The organism is Microbulbifer aestuariivivens (genome assembly GCF_039545115.1).
Classification (GTDB): domain Bacteria; phylum Pseudomonadota; class Gammaproteobacteria; order Pseudomonadales; family Cellvibrionaceae; genus Microbulbifer; species Microbulbifer aestuariivivens.
The window spans coordinates 20,306-38,614 of sequence record NZ_BAABRT010000006.1; the positions used below are offsets into that span (position 1 = coordinate 20,306).

The window sequence follows — 18,309 nt, forward strand, 5'->3', positions numbered from 1 at the left end:
GGGTATGTTACCGTATAAGAAAAAACCGCTTGCATTCTTAATCTCTTCTCTGGCTCTCGCGCTGGCTCCTGTCGTGTATGGCCAGGTGGATACCGAAACAGACGAGTCCGAGAAAAAGTCCAGCAAGGGTTCAGCGATCGAGCAGGTTGTAGTAACAGCGAGTAAGCGTGAGTCCGCCGCTTCGGACCTGCCGATGAATATCACCGCTATTTCAGGCGAAGCCTTGCGTGAGCAAAATATTACAGATGTAAAGCGGCTGATTCAGGATAGTGTAGAGTTGAGTGCTCCGGATAGCGGCGCCCGCTTTTCTGATTCTGTGACAGTTCGAGGCTTGAATGTCTCGCCTGTCAGTGCCAACAATCTGGAACAGTTCGTCAAAACTACCCTCGCGTACTATATCGACGATACGCCACTGCCGAAATTAGGCTTCCGTATTAAGGATATACAGCGGGTTGAGAAACTGCTGGGTCCACAAGGGACTCTTTACGGTTCAGGAAGTCTTGGCGGGACGATTCGTTACATTACCAATGAACCTAACCTTGAAGAATCTCAATTTAGCCTGAATACCTCGGCCTATCAGGTAAATGGTGGGGGCGTCAGTAGTGATACCGACTTTGTTATAAATCTGCCGTTATCTGACACTTTTGCTGTTCGAGCTTCTGGCGCTTATTTGGATGAGGCGGGCTATATTGATCGAGCTGCGAATGCTCCCTGGCGTACTGGTGGTGATGCCTATATACCTGACCCTAATCCCAATCAGGTTATCTATAAGGATGACAATTGGCAGGAGGCAACTACAGCAAAGATATCGGCCCTGTGGGCGCCGGCAGATGCCGTGGAAATAAAGCTTACGCATATGCAGCAGGACCAGTTAGCGCACGGAACTCGGGGCGCAAATCTTCTACCTTTGGGTGAGGCAGATGAAAAATACGCGGATATCCAATTCGGTGATTACAAAACTCCCTATGCGATTAATGCCCACACGATCATATCCCCCCACGAGGAGTATGCCGATAAAGAGTTCTCCCTGGATGTGCTGGACATTGAAGTTGATCTGGGCTTTGCCACTCTGACCTCCAGCACTTCAAAATTCGAAGATACAAGCGTTGGTGAGGCGGATTATACCAGCCAGGGTTATGCCTATTATGGCTGGGCGGGATTTGGTGCGGCTGATACCAACATCACAGCTTACATGACATTTGACAATGCCTATGAAGGATTCAGTCATGAAACCCGCTTGGTATCCACGGCCAATGATAGCTACGAGTGGATTCTGGGCTTTTATACCACTGAACAAGAGAGCTCAATAGCATTCAGGGAGATTATCCCAACCATAGACCAAGAGTTGTCTTGGAAGCGTGTTGCGAGTGTAGCCGATGTCGGCTATGAAGAAGACTATCGCGGTATTTACTCGGAAGACGCACTATTCGGTGAGTTCTCTTATAACGTCACCGACAAGCTGACTATGACAGCCGGCGCACGTATTTTTAATTATGAGGATAAGCGCCACACAATCCTGTTGGATCATACTTTCGCCTTGCCGGATCAGGATCTGAAAACCAAAGGTGGCGAAAATGGTAAGAGCTTTTTCAAATTGAATGCTTCTTACGATTTAAATAGTGATGTTTTGGCATATGCCACTTTCTCTCAGGGGTTCCGTCGTGGTGGTCGCAATACTTTTCGCGATTACAACGGCTACGAGGTCGCTGAGGATTCAAAGTCGTTTGAGCCGGACTCTATTGATAACTTCGAGCTTGGTGTGAAGGGCTATTTCTTTGATCAGCAGTTATACGTTCAGAGCAATGTATATCAAATGAATTGGAGTGATCCTCAGACCTACCGCTCTCAGGCTGTCGAGTATGGATTTCCTATTAATGGTACTGAGAATGGGCCGGATGCAGAAACCAGAGGTTGGGAGTTTTCCTCCCGCTATCGTTTGAATGATAACTGGTCCTTGACTTACTCCACCGCAACGACAGAGGGGCGCTTCACCGATACCCTCACTCACTGCATGTACAAGAATACTGGTGGCGATAGCGGTGATGATTATGCTTGTGCTACATGGGTTAAGGGAGACTTACTGGGTGGCTCTCCAAAATGGAAGCATAATTTGGGCGTGAGCTACAGTGGTGAGCTTGCCGGTTTACCGGTGTGGGCTTCGGTGCGGGGGCGATATGTGGGTAAAACCAATACCGACCGTGAAGATACCGTCATTGTGGTTGACCAAGATACCGATGATGTGACGATGGAAACATGGAAGCCATGGGTTCGCCCCTCCTATACTCTGTTTCATGCCAGTGCGGGCATGCGCTTCGATAAGGCGGTTGCAGGACTGTGGGTAAATAACCTGCTCAATGATGATCCGATTGTTTCCAGCCAGTCTGGTGGGGTGCTCGGTCGCCGTATTTTCAATGCCACACCGCGCACTATCGGCCTGAATGTATCTTATGATTTCTAAATAGGCCATTTGCCCGGGGCGGACTTGGCCGGCCCGGGTGACACAGCGTCCAGAGTAACTTCTCTCGCGAACTTTGCTCTTACGCAATGTGCCGAGGTAGATATTTCCCCCTGACTTGGGGTCGGCTTGTCCGGCCCTTTTTTGTGCGCGTCCCCCAGCTTGGCTGGGGTGAGGCAGGCCGCGCGCCGGCGCTTGTGTGCTAGGGGCTTCTCCGGCAGAATAAAATATTCCAAAATCTAACAAGATGAATAATGGATTATCCGCAATGATGTCTCCCAGTCTTCTCCGCCTCGTGCGCCGCTCTGCGGCGCTGGTATCCGCGACCGCGCTGGTGTCTTCCCTGAGCGCCTGCGGCGGTGAGGGTGGTGACCAGCATGCCCAGGCTCTGCGCGACAAGATCGCCCAGAAGATCATGCTGGATATTCGCTACTTCTGTCCCGATCAGCAGCGAACGGAAGAAAACCAGGGGCACTGCGCCGAGCCGGTGACCCGTTTGCCGGGTGCGCTGCGGCAGATGATTACCGAGACGGGTATCGGCGGCATCATCCTGTTTGCCGATAACCTGGAGTCCGCCGAGCAGATCATCGCCCTCAACGGCGATTTGCAGGCCGCTGCGGCCAGTTCCCGCTCGGGCAGCCCGCTGCTGATTGGTATCGACCAGGAGGGTGGGCGCGTGCACCGCTTGCCGCGGGCCGAGGCGACCGCCTTTGCCGGCAATATGGCCATTGGCGCCACTTATCCGCGCCATGGTGAGCACTTTGCCGCTGAGACCGCGGCGGCTATGGCGGAACAGCTGCGCGGGCTGGGCTTTAACGTCAACTTTGCGCCCACGGTTGATGTGAACAGCAACCCGCAAAACCCGGTCATCAATGTGCGCTCCTACTCGGAAAACCCCGAAGTGGTTGCGGAGCTGGGGGTGGCGGCCATACGGGCTTTTCAGGCGCAGCAGGTGGCGGCCACGGTGAAGCACTTTCCGGGCCATGGCGATACCTCGGTGGACAGCCATACCGGCCTGCCACGGGTGGAGCGCTCTCTGCAGCAGGCCCGCGCCATTGACCTGTTGCCATTCGCCCGGGCGTTTGATCAGGCCCAGCCGGCCCTGACCATGACCGCCCATATCCAGTATCCGGCCCTCGATGACACAACGATCACCTCGCAGGACGGGGAGCAGATCGTGGTTCCGGCCACCCTGTCGCGCCGCATCCTCACCGACCTGCTGCGGGGTGAAATGGGCTACGAGGGCGTGATTGTTACCGACTCACTGGGAATGGCCGGTATCAGTGACTACTTCTCAACCGAGGAGGCGGTGGTGAACACCTTCGCCGCCGGCGCGGATATCGCGCTTATGCCATTGAAAATCCGCTTCCCGGAAGATATTGCGCGATTGCACAGGATCATTGACCACGCTGTGGCAGCGGTTCAGCGCGGGCAACTGTCGGAAGCGGAAATCGATACTTCCGTCGCCCGTATCGCTGCGCTGAAGCAGCGCTATATCGATAGTGGCTGGATAGCGGCCAGCGCCGCTGAGCGGCAGCAGATGGCGGAGCGTGTGCTGAGCAAACCGGAACACGCCCGGCTGGCGGACGCGCTCGCCAGCGCGGCGGTCAGTGTGATCTATCCGCCGGCCGCCAATATCCTTCCGGTGCTGAGCGCCGATGTGAAAAAAATTCAGGTGCTGGCCCCGAGCCCGGCCGTGGGTGAGGCCTATCGTCTGGCGTTGCAGGCGGTGACCGAGGCCAGCGTTGAGATGCTGGATGCCCATAACGCCCTCGCAAACCTGCCGGCCAGCGATGCCGATGTGCTGATCGTTGCCAGCATCGTGCCCGGCGAGAGCGCCGTGGAGCTCGGCGGCATGGAAGACCTGAATCAGCTGAACCGGCCACCGCTGCCCCTGGAAGAACTGTATGACGTGTACCGGCGCAGCCTCGCCATAGCGCGGCAGCGGGGTCAGAAAACCGTGTTTGTGAGTATGCGCTCCCCCTATGAGGCCGCCGCCTTCCAGCGCCTGGCCGACCTGCACCTGGCGACGTTTGACTACAAGGCCTTTATCGGTGACGACGATGTGTTTCAGGGGCCCATCTACCGCGCGTTGGCCGCGGCACTGGCCAGTGACAGGGCCCCAGTGGGCAGTCTGCCGGTGACGGTGCAGAGCGGCTTGGATGCTATCCCGGAAGACGCCAGCGAGAGTTAATCCTCCGATGCCGCCAGTATTCGCCCAAGGTGCGGTGCTGGCGCCTGTCTATCGGTCGCGCCATTAGTTCGTCACTTAATACCAGCATTCGCTTTGCGCAAACTGGAGCGAACCTCCAAAGACAATAAAGCAGGGTATTCCATGTCCGAGGATTTGTGTTATCTCGACGCCTGTGAGGCCATCCAGCTTTTCCGCGCAGGCGCAGTTTCGCCGGTGGAAATCCTGCGCGCCCAGCAGCAGCGTCTTGAATCCTGCGGGCAGGCGGTGAACGCATTTACCGCGCTGCATTTCGAGCGCGCGCTGGTGCAGGCGCGGCAGGCCGAGGCGGCCTATCGGCAGGGATCGGCGCGGCCCCTGGAAGGTGTCAGCACCGCCATCAAGGATGAGACCTATCTCGCCGGGGAGATCACCACCAACGGCTCGCGCCTGATGCGCGACAACCGCGCCGATGTGACCGACCCGGTACCGGAGCGCTTGCTGGCGGCGGGGGCGCTTGTGAACGGGCGCACCGCCACGCCGGAGTTTTCGGTGGCGGCTTTTACCTGGTCCGACTTGTGGGGGGTGACGCGCAACCCGTGGAACCCGGATATTACTCCCGGCGGTTCTTCCGGCGGCTCCGCCGCTGCGCTCGCCGCCGGCCTGTGCACCATTGCCAATGGCACCGACATGGGCGGTTCGGTGCGAATCCCGGCGGCGCTCTGCGGCCTTGTTGGACTCAAGGCATCCTATGGACGGGTTCCGGAAATTCCCCCCTACAATGTCGACCCCTACGTGCACCACAGTGTGTTGACCCGCAGCGTGCGCGACACCGTGCTGCTCTACAATCTGATTTCCGGCCCGCACCCGGTGGACCTGATGTCGCAGTTGCCGAAGGAGCGGGTCGCCCCGGAGCCACTGGACCTGCGCGGCATGCGGGTGGGGGTGTGTGTGGACCTGGGGTTCTTTCCCCTCGAGGAGGATGTGCGCAACAACACCCTCCAGTTTGCCGACTCGCTGCGGCAGCTCGGCGCCGAGGTGGACAGCGTATCCCTGGACTGGGATGAGCGCTGTATCCGCACCGCGCAGATTCACCAGGGGGCGCAGATGGGGCAGATGCTGCGGCAGAAATTTGGCCGCCCGGAACAGCGCGCGCAGCTGACTTCCTATGCCCGCCACTATTTCTCCCTGTCCGAACAGGCCACTCCGCAGCAGATCCTGTGGGCCAATGCCTATGCCCAGAGTATGTGGGAGTCGCTGGAGCGGGTATTCAGGGATTGCGATTTTCTCCTGTGCCCGACGGTGTGCACCACCAAAGTCCCCGCCGACTTTGATTACAGCCGCGACGAAATCCGTGTAAACGGCCGGGCCGTTGACCCGGTGAAGGGATGGTTTATGACTTACCCCTTCAATACACTGAGCCGCTGCCCGGTGCTGTCGCTGCCGAGTGGCATGGCCGACAATGCCGTACCCACCGGCGTGCAGCTTGTGGGCCGGCCCTACGGGGATGCGGCACTGTTGCGCGCCGGTCTGGCGCTGGAGCAGGCCAGCGGCCCCTTTATCAGCAACAGGCATTATCCGCAGCTGCCCGAGGCACCGGGGGCTGCGGCTCAGGCACAGCACATCAGTTAGGGCACATCACGTTGAGCACATCAGGCAGGGCAAACAGTGCAGGCAGTAAAGACGATTCAGAGAGTGGCAGCATGAACCAGCAGAGTCCCGGCGAGATACGCGCACAAATCCGTGCCGGCAGCTTTCAGGGGCCAACGTCCGGGTTCGCCCCCGGTTACGTGCAGGCCAACATTGCCATCGTACCCGCGGCTCAGGCAGAGGCCTTCGAAGCCTTCTGCCATGCCAACGCCCGCGCCTGCGCGCTGCTGTATCGCTCCCGCCCCGGCGAGTCCCTGTTAGCGCCCCTCGGCGACGATATCGATATCCGCACCGATGTGCCGCGCTACCAGCTGCTTTCACCCGGCGGTGTTGTGGAAGAGGTTCACGATATCCGCGGTCACTGGCGGGACGATCTCGTCACCTTCGCCCTCGGCTGTTCCTTTTCGTTTGAAGAGGCCTTGATCAGCCAGGGGCTTGAAGTGCGCAATATTAGCCAGCAGTGCAATGTGCCGATGTACAAAACGGCGCGCCGCTGCCAGCCGGTTGGCCCCTTCGCCGCGAACCTGGTGGTGAGTATGCGCCCCTTCCCGGCACAAGCCCTGGATCGGGTGCACTCAATCTGTGCCCGCTACCCGCTGGTGCACGGTGCGCCGGTATTTGCCGGGCCGGCCGCGGAACTGGGCATTGCGGATATCCACCGCCCGGACTTCGGCGATGCGGTGCGCATTGCACCGGATGAGGTGCCCGCATTCTGGGCCTGCGGCGTTACCGCCATTGAGGCCGTGCGCAACGCAGGGCTCGATTTCTGCATTACCCACAGTCCCGGCCATATGCTGATTACCGATCGGCTCAACGAGGATCTCGCCGGTGTCACCGCGCGGGATCAGTTGGGCTGGTAAGAGCAGGGCCGGAAGTATGTGGCGCATACAGGACTCGGGAGACGAGTCGATCACTCTTTATCTGGCGGAGCAGCCCAGCGAAGCGGTGCTGCGGCAGATTGGCCATCTGCTGGTGTACCTGCGGCGGTCCCTCGGGGAATTCCTCACCGATCTGGTGCCCTCCTATTGCAGCATTACCCTTTACTACGACCTGCTGCGCTGCGACCGGCAATTTATTATTGCGCGACTGACTTCGCTGATGGAGGCGTTTGAGGCGCAAGTCGCCATTGCCGATGCTGAAGCTGGCAGCGGGATTGCGGGTGCGGCTGAGGCAGACAGCAGAACCGGGCGCGCTATCGAATTGCCGGTCTACTACGGCAGCGAAGTGGCCCCGGACCTGCAGCGGGTGGCGGAGTTCGCCGGCCTCAGCACCGAGGAGGTGATTCGCCTGCACGGCGAAGCCCGGTTCCGTGTTTACGCGCTGGGTTTCCGGCCCGGTTTCGCCTACATGGGGGAGACGCCGGAGCAGCTGCGTGCACCGCGTCTGGACACGCCCAGGCGCCGGGTGCCCAGAGGCGCTGTCGCCATTGCCGGGGCGCAGGCGGCGGTTTATCCCTGTGCATCCCCCGGTGGCTGGAACCTGATTGGTCTCTGTCCCCTGGCCCTGTTCGACGCGCAAAAGAAGCCGCCGCAGGTGCTGTTGCAGGTGGGCGACCGGGTGCGCTTCAAGCGCATTGACCGGGACACTTTTCTAAAACTAGGTGGCGAGCTGGATGGCGGGCTAGGTAGCGAGCAGGGTAAGGAGCAGGGTAAGGAGCAGGGTAAGGAGGTGCTGGATGACTGATTGTTCCTCCGCTACCAGTGCGGTTCCCAGTACCGCTACCAGTACCGCTTTGGTCACCAGTGCCACGGTTGAAAAAGCCGGCCCCCTGACGCTGATTCAGGACAGCGGGCGGCGCGGTCAGCAGCACCTGGGAGTCAGTGTCGGCGGTTCCCTCGATCGCCACGCCGCCGGCTGGGCCAACCGCTTGCTCGGCAACAGCGCCGCCGCGGCCGTGCTCGAAATCGCACTGGGGCCCTTCGCCCTGCGTTTTGCCAGCGAGACACGCATCGCGCTCACCGGCGCCGATTGCGGCTGGCGTCTCGATGGCCGTCCGCTGCCGCCATGGGCCTCCCATCGCGTACCCGCGGGTGGCCTGTTGCAGGGCGGTATGGCCCGCACCGGGTTGCGGGCTTATCTGGCGATTGCCGGCGGCATTCTGTGTCCCCCGGTGTGGGGAAGCCGCGCCACCACCGTCGGTGAAAAACTGGGTGGTTTATGCGGGCAGGCGCTGCGGGCTGGAGATCAGCTGCCCTATCAAGCGGTCGATTATTTGCCGCAGTCGTGGCATCAACGAGGGCCGAAACCCGCGAGCCATCAGTTGCCCGGTGGGCAGAATGAAAACCCTATGCTGCGGCGGACGCCGGCGCGCTTCCAGCGCCGCTACGATGAACCGCTGGTGCTGCGGCTGGTGCCCTCGAATCAGTTTGCACAGTTTCCCCCGTCGGTGACAGAGCAGCTGTTCGCGCAGGAATACCGGGTTGCGGCGGACTCCGACCGCATGGGGGTGCGCCTGAGCGGCGATGCCCTGGGGGCTCACGGATTGACCGCGGATACGTTAGCTGGTGAGGGGCAGGCATTGCCCGGCAACCTGGTGTCCGAGGCGGTCAGTCCCGGCGCCGTGCAGGTGCCGAGCAGTGGCCTGCCCATTGTGCTGATGCGCGACTGCCAGACCATCGGCGGCTACCCAAAAATAGGCCATGTCTACAGCGTGGATCTGGACCGGCTGGCGCAGGCGCGCCCCGGATCAATCCTGCGTTTTGTGCCCGGGACTCTCGACGAGTCGCAGTCGCTGCTGCGGCAACAGCGGCAATTTTTTCTAGGAGTGACCCATGCACGCTGAGAGGTTGCCAGCCGACGCGGCGATATTGCGCGCGCTCGCCCTCGACATCGAGGAGCGCCTGGTCAGTCGCGACCAGCGCGGCATGGGGCGGGTGCGCAGCGCCTGGCAGACCGGCTATCTGCACTCTGCGGTGCAAACTTTGCTGCAGCGGCGGGCGCGGGTGATGATTGTCAGCGGTTTCCCGGTCGGGGAAACCTTCGAAACCGACGGCCCGGCGGGCGCGCTGGTATTGGCTTCGGCGCTGCGGGCGCTCGGTTCCGAGGTGCGCCTGGTGGGACTGGCGGATTTCGTCGCGCGGCTGCGCCAGGGCATGGCGCTGCTGGGGCTCGATGAACGGGTAGCGATTGCGGCAGATTTTAGCGCGGGCGCCAGCCCGGATAGTGAACCGCTGCGGGCGGTGCAGGAATTTGCCCCGACACTGGTGGTGTTTGTGGAGGTGCCGGGAGTGACCGCCGATGGCAATTATTACAATATGCGCGGTGATAATATCAGTGCCCGCACTCTCCCCTGGGAGGCGCTTTTGTCCTGCATCGATTGCCCCACGCTCGCCTTCGCCGACGGCGGCAATGAAGTGGGAATGGGGCGCGTCAAAGCCGCGCTGCGGCCGCTGGATATTGAGCCGGCGGTTTCGGTGACCGATCATCTGGTCATCTCCGATGTCTCCAACTGGGGGGTTTATGGGGCGGTGGCACTGGCCTCCGCCCACGCCGGCCGCGATCTGTTTCCGGGTGCTGATCTGAGGTCGCTTTTGCAGGCACTCAATCGCTCCGGCATCGTGGATGGTGTCACCCGGCAGGCCACGCCCACCGAGGACGGCCTGGATGCCCGGCAGGGCCAGAGACTGATTGCCCAGCTGCGCCAGCTAGCCGCAGCCATCATGACGCCGGAACCGGCGGCTGACGCTACGCCAGCCGCTGGCCGGGAATTTTTACTGGAGTCGTATTCATGAGCCGTCCACTGCGGGCGAGGGTCAACCTGGACGCTATTCGCCACAATTATGATTTTGCCCGCGCGCTGTCCGCGCCGGATGGCCGCACCGTGGCGGTCATTAAAGCCAATGGTTACGGCCATGGTTTAACCCGGGTCGCCGCTGCCCTTAAAGGCGCCGATGCGCTGGCGGTGGCGACCATCGAAGAGGCGCTGGCGCTGCGCGATGCCGGGGTTGGCAATCGCCTGCTGGTACTCGAAGGCGTGTTCGATCAGATGGCCCTGCGCGAGGCGATTCGCCAGCGGCTGGATATTGTCATTCACAGCGATTACCAGCTGGAGATGTTGGCACTGGAGCCAGGCGCCACCGCCCTTGCCCTGTGGCTTAAAATCGACACCGGCATGGGGCGGCTCGGTTTCAGCTGGCGCGAAGCCGCCGCTGTCTACCAGCGGCTGCGGGCGCTGGCGCCCGACAGCGAGATCACGCTGATGACCCATATGGCCTGTGCCGACGAGCCTGAGCGGGAGTTTAACCGCATCCAGTTACAGCGCTTCGATGAGGCCAGTGATACGGCCTTGGGCACCACGCAAGAGGTGACGGGACAGCGCCTGCCGCACAGCATCACCAATTCTGCGGCCCTGCTGGCGATCCCCCAGGCCCGCCGCCAGTGGAACCGCGCCGGCATTATGCTGTGGGGGGTAAACCCCCGCCTCGACGGTGTCGAACATCCCGAGCTGAAAAGCACCATGGAATTCGAATCGCGGCTGATTGCCGAGCGCTCTGTGGAGAAAGGGGAGAGTGTCGGTTACGGCTGCAGTTATCATTTCCAGAAGGCGGGGCGTTTCGGCATCGTCGCCTGCGGTTATGGCGATGGCTATCCGCGCCATGCGCCCACGGGAACCCCGGTGCTGGTGGGTGGACAGCGCACCCGGCTGGTTGGCCGGGTATCCATGGATATGCTGGCGGTGGACCTCAGCGATATTCCCCATGCCAAGGTGGGCACGCCGGTTACTCTCTGGGGTGCCCAGCTGCCGGTGGCGGAGGTGGCGGCCTCTGCCGGCACCATCGCCTACGAACTGCTCACCGGTCTGACCGAGCGTGTACCGCGGGTATACGAGAACGACTGAAGCGCACGCAATAATCGACGCGCACGGAGAAAAAGTGATCAAGCTCAACTGCGATCTTGGCGAGGGCTACGGCAACTGGCAATTGGTCGACGAGGCCGAAGTGATGCCGTACATCGACATGGCCAACGTGGCCTGTGGCTTCCACGCCGGCGACCCGCTGACCGTGCAGCGCACGGTGCAACTGGCCCGGGCGCACACTGTGGAGGTAGGCGCGCACCCCTCATACCCGGACCTGATGGGCTTCGGCCGCCGCTCCATGGCCTGCCCGCCGGAAGAGGTGACCGCCATGGTGCTCTACCAGGCCGGCGCCTTGCAGGGGCTGTGCGCCGCCGAGGGTACCCGGCTCAGCTACATCAAGCCCCACGGGGCGCTGTATCACGACATGATGGGGCAGGAGACCGTGTACCGGGCGATCCTCGAAGCGCTCCAACGCATGGAGCCGCAGATACCCCTGATGCTGATGGCCACGCCGGCCAGAAAACGCCATGAGGAAATCGCCGGCGAATACGCGGTGCCCCTGTTGTTCGAGGCCTTCGCCGACCGCCGCTACCACCCGGATGGCAGTCTCACGCCGCGCGGCGAGGCGGGCGCCGTGTTACAGGATGCGGAGTCTGTGGTGGAGCAGGTGAAAAATATCGCAGAGGGCTTTGTCGTCGCTAGTGATGGCCAGCGCTATCCCCTCGACGCCGATACTCTCTGCGTGCATGGGGACAATCCCCACGGCGTGGCGGTGATTCGAGAAATTCGCGGCGCTTTGACTGAGGGTTAAAGAGCCGCAAGAATTTCTTTAAACGTGCTTTTACGATCCCCTGGAAATTCCCTAAAGAGTTTTAGGGACTTTTATTGATGTCAGCCCCGGAATTGTGGGCAGGACTGTAAAGCAGGATTTATAAAATAAAATCGCCGGGCAACAGGGACGCCAGGCCAGGTCAAGGCACTTAGTCAAAGTATTAGTTGAAACACCTTGTTGAAGCCCCCGGTAAAAGCCCCCGGTAAAAGCCAAGTCAAAGCGCGCGGCGAAATATATGCAGCCACAGATCATCCCCTGAGCCATTGTCATTGATGGCCCGCTCAAACGCCTCTCTGGGGTAACGAAGCCCCTGTCCGGATACCGATGTATCGTAAGCTCCCCACTTTTTCAGATTCCAGCGCCCGTTAGGGTCGTGCACGGTGTAGTGGCTGCCATCAAATCCTGTTACTACAAGGATATGCCCGGACGGGGTGAACCAGCCGTGGATGATCACTGGATGGCCTTGGTTCAGCGCCTGCCGCACCTCCGCGATGGTGCCATCGGTTTTACTGTGGGCGCGGTATTGGCTGCCCGCAGCCTCGGCAATGCTGTTGAATGCGGACTGCAGGGCCGGGACCGTCTGGCGTACCCCACCCAGTTTTGTAAAGAGGTAGTCGGGGGTGCGGCCGTTGACATCGGGACTGGTAAGGCCCAGAGAGTCGGTGACCATGGCCAGTGAGGTGAGCGAGCAGGTGCGTTCCGGTTCGAAGCGGTTTTCAGTCTGTTGCCAGTAGGGCAGGTCGGGGGCCGCACCCGCTTGCGCTACTGTCGTTGCTTGTGTGGCATGGGCAGGCACAGGCATTAGCAGCGGCATCGCTGCGGTCGAAGCCAGAGCGGAGATCAATAAAATGACCGAAGTTGGTTTCATGCCGGTTTTTTTATCCATGCTTAACAGATCTGGTGCAGAGCCGGCGCAGGGGTGCGGGCATGGCCCGTCGCGCTCGGCTCTGTTTTTCAGCCCGGGTTCTCAAGTTCGGCAAGCAAAGTGCTTTGCAAATCCGGGTAGCCGCTCAGCTTGTCGGGAAAGTATTTCTCCAGCAGGGCGAGGAGAATCGCGCGGCTGTGGTTGTCCACTTCGCCGTCGACTTTCCAGGGGCGGAAGTGATATTGGAAAGCGCGGGTGTAGAGGGTGATGTCCTCTTCACTGGCGTTCTCCGGGTCGATGCCGTAGCCGTAGTCGGCCAGCCACTGGGCAAAACGCCGGCGGATGCTGTCGCGATCACTGCTGCTGTTGCCCTTCAGGTATTCCATATGGCGCTTGACCGCTTCCTCTTCATACCAGGCGCTGATGCCGGCTTTGGCGAGCTGCTGCCAGGGAAAGCGCGGGCCGGGATCGATCTTGCGCTCTGGCACCACGTCGCCGTGGCCCACCACGCGGGTGGGGGAAATATCCGGATAGCGGGCGAGAATATCCTGCGACAGCGCGATCACCAGCTCCATTTGCTCCGGGTCGAATTCCGGGAAGAAGCAGATTTCCTCGCCGATTTCCTCCGTGGAGGTTTCCACCGGCGGGTGGCAGTGGGCGGAGTTGACGATCTCGATACCGATGGACTGATCGTTGATCTGGTCGCGGTCCTCCCAGCGCGCCGGGCCGGCGTGCCAGGCGCGGCGGCTTTCGTCCACCAGCTGGTACACCCGCAGGTCTGGATGGGGGTAGCTGGGGTCGTTGTTTTCCGGCACCAGGTAGTGAGAACTCACCGGTGCCGAACTCGGCAGCGTCAGCGCGCGCAGTGATTCATCAAAATTGATGGTAGTGAAGTGCATGACCAGAAATCGCACCCGCTCACTGGCATTCTGGGATTCAACCCACTCCACTTTGTAGTCCCCCCGGGCGGACTTGCTGCCATTGCCGGCACAGCCCGCCAGGGTGAGGGTGCCGGCTACTGCGGCTATTGTCAGCAGGGCAAGCTTGCCGAGGCTTCGCTTTACTCGGAATGACGATGACATAGTGACTCCTTCAGGCGGATACCCGAATCAAAATCTGCAGAGGGGATGGCTTCAACTTTTACGATGCCCTTGTTGGAGGTCATGCGGTGGATATAGTCACCGTCACCAAGGGCGATCCCCACATGGGTGAGCACACCTTCCGCCCAGTCGCCGTAGGTATTTTTCAGGAAAACCAGATCACCGGGCTGCAGGTCCTTGATCGAGGTGATTTTCTGGCCGAACTCATCGGCAGCGAGGGAGTCCACATGTTCCGGCAGTAATTGGTCTCCCTCGCCCAGCAGGTGTCCGTCCCACGGCTTCTGTGTTTCCAGTGTCGCGAAATGGGCGCCGCAGGCCGCCACGAGAACTTCCCGTGTCCAGTTCATGCACTGTTCAGCAGTGCCAACCCGGTACTCCTGGTTGCTCCACTGCAGGGCTTTGGCGACGACTCTGGTGGCCATGCTCTGCATCGGGGCCACTGCCTCGGCGATGGTGCCCTCCTTTGTTTGGGCACTGGCGCACTGGGGCAGCAGCAGGGCGGCGAGCAGGCCCAGGAGTGGAGCGGCGCGGTTACTTTTTTTCATGCAGGATTGATCTCGATACAGTTGTTGCTTCGGTCGGTATCCGGTGTCAGCCAGAGCGGGTCGATGCAGATGCTGTGCAGTGCCTCGCCCTCCGGCAGTGGCAATTGCAGTTGCAGTTCTCGGTGCCATTTTGTGTGGCGAGCGGTCGCCCGCATCCAGGTTTGCGCGGGGATATTCACCCGGTAACCGGCCCCACTCGCCGTGTGAATTCGCAGCGGAAGCGGCAGTATCCCGCTGCCGGCATTGCCAATACTGAATTGGTACCAGTGCGAGTTTGCCGATGGCGCCGGCAGTGGCGCGGCAGTCTCAGCCGACAGAGTCGTATCCGGCAGCGGCTTGCTGTGTGCATCGAGGAGCGCCGGCTGTTGCTCCACCAGAAACTCGCGGATGGCGCCGGCGGTATATGCCAGAGCCGGGGGTTCCGGTTGTGTCACTGGCTGCAGGGGCAGGGTGGTGCCGCGGTGTTCTACCGCGGTGATGGCGAAGTCGACGGAACTGGCCTGGAAAAACCAGCTGCGCCAGAACCAGCTGAGATCTTCGCCGGCGGCGCTTTCCATTGCCCGGAAAAAGTCTCCGGGCATCGGGCGCTTGCCCTGCCAGTTGGCGGCGAAGCGGCGCAGGGCATGGTCAAAATCATCCGCTGACAGCACCAGGTGGCGCAGCATATTCAGTACGCTGGCGGTCTTGTTGTAGGCGTTGTCGATTTTGCGCTGCAGGCTGTCGGCGGAGGTCATGATGGGCTGATGGGCCGCCGACGCCGTATAGCCGGCGATGGAGCGGGGTTCACCGTAAATCACCTCAAAGCTCGCCTCCCAGCCGTGCTCCGCGCGGTATTCGATAAAGCTCACCAGCCCTTCATCCAGCCACGCCCATTCACGTTCGTCAGTGTTGATGGCCATGGGCAGGTAGTTGTGACCCACCTCGTGAATGATGCTGCCGATAAAATCGTACTTGCTCAGCGCATCCCAGGGGGGCTGGCGCATCAGATCCAGCGGGGTTTCTGATTGCGGGCTTTCTGGTTGTGCGTTTTGGGGGCGGGTGGCGATGGTGGCCAGCCCCGGGTATTCCATACCGATGCCGGCGGCGTTGACGACGCTGACGGTTTTGAGGGGTAGCCTGAAGGTGGCCTGGTCAAAAACCTGCAGCGTGTGGTCGATGGCCTCCAGCCCGAAGGTGCTCCAGAGGGAGGCTGCCTCCTGTGGAAAGAAAAGCTGCAGCCGGCGGCCGGCACCGTCGCGCTTCACCTGCCAGTGAAAAGCCGGCGAGGCGGCGAAGGCGAAGTCGCGCAGTGGCTGCCCGCTAAAAATCCACTGCCTGGTCGCTGTGGAATTGCGCTTGCGGTTGCGCTGGGCCTGGCTGGCATCGACAATCCAGCGCGGCTCGCGGGCCTGGCTCTGCCAGGCCTCGAACTGTTCGCGCTCGAGCACCTCTGCGGCATTCTGCAGGTCGCCGCTGGCGGCAATCACAAAATGTTGCGGTGCGCTGATTCGCACGCGGTAGCGGCCCAGTTCGGTGGAGAACTCTCCCTGCTGGAGGAAGGGTTTCAGTTGCCAGCCGGCGTAGTCGGTGTAGGCGACCGCGCGCGGAAACCACTGCGCGGCGATGTAAATGCGCTGGCCATCCGCCAGTGTTTCGTAGCCACTGCGGGCCACGGTGGCCTGCTTGTCGGTCAGCGGCAGGCTCCAGGTCATGGCGAGGCTGACTTTATCTCCGCTTTGCAGCGGTTGCGGCAACCGCACCTGCAGCAGGGTATTTTTCACCCGCCATTGCAGCGGCCTGCCAGTGGCGGTCGTTACCGATTCCACGCTGAAGCCGGTGGCGGTTTCGCTTCTGGCGAGGGCGATTCTGGAGGCTTTGGTGGGGTGGTTGACCCCCGGAGTGGTGGCCCGCTGGTTGCCGGCCAGCAGTCGGTAACCGGCTCGGCTTCCGGGTTTCAGGGCGTCGTGGTCGAGAGCGAAATACAGGGTGTCGAGGGCGTCCGGTGAGCGGTTGTGGTAGCGCAGTAGTGCGCTGGCTTGCAGTCGCCCGCGGGCCGGCAGCAGCTCAACGTCGATATCGTAATCGACCCGCTGTTGCCAATAGTTGGCTGCCGGCGCGCCGCTGGCACTGCGAAAAGCGCCGAGGCCCAGCTCGGCCTGGGTAAGGCGGGCAAACGGGTCTGCGTTCGCCATTGTCTGCGCGCTGGTGCCGCTGCCAAACAGGGAGAAGGCAGCGGCGATGCCGCAAAGCCGGCCAAGTAGACGAAGACCGCTCACAGGCTTGCCGGGGCTGGCGCGGTGGCCGGCTCTCCGCTCCGGGTTTCGGTCATCAGGGCCATTGCCAGCGCGGCAATCACGCTGGCGATACCCAGTGTCAGTACGCCGGTGTATCCGAAGGGCTGGATCAGGCTGGCCGCCAGCGGTGGGCCGATAATCTCCCCCACCTTGAAAGCGCTGGCGCAGAGCACGATAAAACGGCCACTGTCGTCGACGCGGTTGAACTGATCCATTAACAGGGGAATGGTGAAGCTCCAGAAAAACTGGAACACAACCGACGTAAGGGCATAAAGAAGGTAGGCGTCGCCACTGTGCTGGCCGATCAGCACTGACATGGTGCCCACCTGTACGGCAATGGAGGCAGTGAGGGTCAATGCCCGACCGATGCGCTTTGCGATCAGTGGGGTTGCCAGTGAACCAAGCCCGCTGATGGCGAAGCCGATACCGAGCAGGTCGCCGACCTCCGCGCCCGACAGCCCCATGTCGATACCGATTCTCTCCAGATACGCCCACACGGCCGAAACGCCGCAGTAATAGATCACGGTGGTGGCGAATACCAGCAGTGATCTGCCGGTGAGCAGGCTGAAAATACCGGCAGCGTTATCGGACTCACTGTTTCGCTGTGAGCGGGGGAAGGTGATGGCGCAGAGCAAAAGGGTGATGGCCAGCCAGCCGTTCAAATAGTGGAAGAAGCCGTTCACCTGCCACCATTCCATAAGCCGCGGCACCGCAAAGAAACCGATGGTGCCGAAGGTCACCTGTGCGGTGACCATCATGCCAAACGCCAGTGGCGGGCGCCGGTGGTCCCCCAGTCCCGCCAGCGCCACCGCATAGGCTGCGCCACAGCCGAGGCCGGCGAGGATGCGCAGCCCCATCAGCTGAGCAAAGTCAGTGGTGCCCAGGCTGAGCAGGTTGCCGATCAGGAATACGCTGAGGCCGATGAGCGTCACCGGTTTCCAGGCTACCCGGCGCACCCAGAAAAGAGCTGATGCCGAGCTGGCAAAGATGCCGATCACATCCGCTGCCGCCAGCCATCCGATTTGGGTCTCAGAGAACAGCCCCTGGTCACTGAGGCCGCCAACCCATAGCGGCAGCAGGGTAAGCACGGCGGCGCCCATCATGGAAACCATCAGGAGACTGGCGAGATTGGTCCAGCGGTCGGGGGTCGGCTGCATGGCAAATGTCTTCGTTATTATTGGCTTCGGGGCAGTTTAAGCCTTTGCCTGCGGTAATCGAGATACCGCCAATCGGCGCTGGCGATAGATCCCAGCGATAGATCCCGGCGGCAAATTGCCCGCAATATTCATGACTGCCCGATGAAATGTGCGCCAGTTCGGCCCCAGGGTCAAATCCACGATGAATATTAAAGCTAAAAAATTCTTGACGGTCCATGAGTGGGCGAATATTTTATTCGCGTGTTTGTTGACGGTATCCCCCGGTGGTGGATTGAGTTGGCGCGGTGAGCGGCTGTGAGGCGATCTCGCGGCGCCTTGCTTTTGCCTGCGCTGCTTCTCTCCGGCCTGCGGGGTCTCTCAGCTGCTGGAGCACTTTTCGCCAGTTGCGGAGCCTGGCATTTCCTGGTGCCCCTCGTCGATGCGCAGTGCATGTCGCTTTGAGGGCGCTGGGCGGTGGAGGTTGGCTG

General features: G+C 61.1%; 14 protein-coding genes. 9 read left to right on the plus strand and 5 right to left on the minus strand.

From position 1 onward, the window contains the following. The first annotated feature begins 4 nt into the window (after nt 1–4). The 9 genes from ABEA58_RS04895 (at nt 5) to ABEA58_RS04935 (ending at nt 11,881) form a co-directional block, all read left to right on the plus strand. A complete protein-coding gene (locus ABEA58_RS04895) occupies nt 5–2,458 on the plus strand; it encodes a TonB-dependent receptor (protein ID WP_345549396.1) in 2,454 nt (817 codons plus the stop codon). A 265-nt stretch (nt 2,459–2,723) separates the two neighbouring features. Then, nucleotides 2,724–4,649, plus strand: coding sequence for a glycoside hydrolase family 3 protein (locus tag ABEA58_RS04900; RefSeq protein ID WP_345549398.1), 1,926 nt, complete (start codon nt 2,724–2,726; stop codon nt 4,647–4,649). 141 nt (nt 4,650–4,790) lie between these two features. Beyond that, nucleotides 4,791–6,257 carry an amidase gene (locus ABEA58_RS04905; protein WP_345549400.1) on the plus strand — a complete coding sequence of 489 codons (1,467 nt, stop codon included), beginning with the start codon at nt 4,791–4,793 and terminating at the stop codon, nt 6,255–6,257. A 71-nt stretch (nt 6,258–6,328) separates the two neighbouring features. Further along, nucleotides 6,329–7,135, plus strand: a complete 807-nt coding sequence (locus ABEA58_RS04910; RefSeq protein WP_345549401.1) for a putative hydro-lyase — start codon at nt 6,329–6,331, stop codon at nt 7,133–7,135. Between the two features lie 16 nt (nt 7,136–7,151). Continuing rightward, nucleotides 7,152–7,958: a 5-oxoprolinase subunit PxpB gene (gene pxpB, locus ABEA58_RS04915; protein WP_345549403.1), complete on the plus strand. Its 807-nt coding sequence runs from the start codon at nt 7,152–7,154 to the stop codon at nt 7,956–7,958. After that, nucleotides 7,951–9,057, plus strand: a complete 1,107-nt coding sequence (locus tag ABEA58_RS04920; RefSeq protein ID WP_345549404.1) for a 5-oxoprolinase subunit C family protein — start codon at nt 7,951–7,953, stop codon at nt 9,055–9,057. The genes pxpB and ABEA58_RS04920 overlap by 8 nt, the downstream gene beginning before the upstream one ends. Beyond that, nucleotides 9,047–10,006 carry a glutamate cyclase domain-containing protein gene (locus ABEA58_RS04925; RefSeq protein ID WP_345549406.1) on the plus strand — a complete coding sequence of 320 codons (960 nt, stop codon included), beginning with the start codon at nt 9,047–9,049 and terminating at the stop codon, nt 10,004–10,006. The genes ABEA58_RS04920 and ABEA58_RS04925 overlap by 11 nt, the downstream gene beginning before the upstream one ends. Next, a complete protein-coding gene (alr, locus tag ABEA58_RS04930) occupies nt 10,003–11,112 on the plus strand; it encodes an alanine racemase (RefSeq protein ID WP_345549408.1) in 1,110 nt (369 codons plus the stop codon). Before ABEA58_RS04925 ends, alr begins: the two co-directional genes overlap by 4 nt. 34 nt (nt 11,113–11,146) lie before the next feature. After that, a complete protein-coding gene (locus ABEA58_RS04935; RefSeq protein WP_345549409.1) occupies nt 11,147–11,881 on the plus strand; it encodes a 5-oxoprolinase subunit PxpA in 735 nt (244 codons plus the stop codon). A 235-nt stretch (nt 11,882–12,116) separates the two neighbouring features. Here ABEA58_RS04935 and ABEA58_RS04940 read toward each other — a convergent pair whose 3' ends face one another. The 5 genes from ABEA58_RS04940 to ABEA58_RS04960 form a co-directional block, all read right to left on the minus strand. Beyond that, nucleotides 12,117–12,788: a C39 family peptidase gene (locus tag ABEA58_RS04940; RefSeq protein WP_345549410.1), complete on the minus strand. Its 672-nt coding sequence runs from the start codon at nt 12,786–12,788 to the stop codon at nt 12,117–12,119. Nucleotides 12,789–12,856: 68 nt separating this feature from the next. Continuing rightward, the gene (locus ABEA58_RS04945) at nt 12,857–13,849 is read right to left on the minus strand and encodes an N-acetylmuramoyl-L-alanine amidase (protein WP_345549412.1); all 993 of its coding nucleotides are present in this window, start codon (nt 13,847–13,849) and stop codon (nt 12,857–12,859) included. After that, nucleotides 13,828–14,412, minus strand: a complete 585-nt coding sequence (locus tag ABEA58_RS04950; protein ID WP_345549413.1) for an NlpC/P60 family protein — start codon at nt 14,410–14,412, stop codon at nt 13,828–13,830. Before ABEA58_RS04950 ends, ABEA58_RS04945 begins: the two co-directional genes overlap by 22 nt. Next, entirely contained in the window at nt 14,409–16,667 is a 2,259-nt protein-coding gene (locus ABEA58_RS04955; RefSeq protein WP_345549415.1) for a M1 family metallopeptidase, read from the minus strand. Before ABEA58_RS04955 ends, ABEA58_RS04950 begins: the two co-directional genes overlap by 4 nt. Continuing rightward, a complete protein-coding gene (locus ABEA58_RS04960; protein ID WP_345549416.1) occupies nt 16,664–17,842 on the minus strand; it encodes an MFS transporter in 1,179 nt (392 codons plus the stop codon). Before ABEA58_RS04960 ends, ABEA58_RS04955 begins: the two co-directional genes overlap by 4 nt. Between the last annotated feature and the right edge of the window lie 467 nt (nt 17,843–18,309).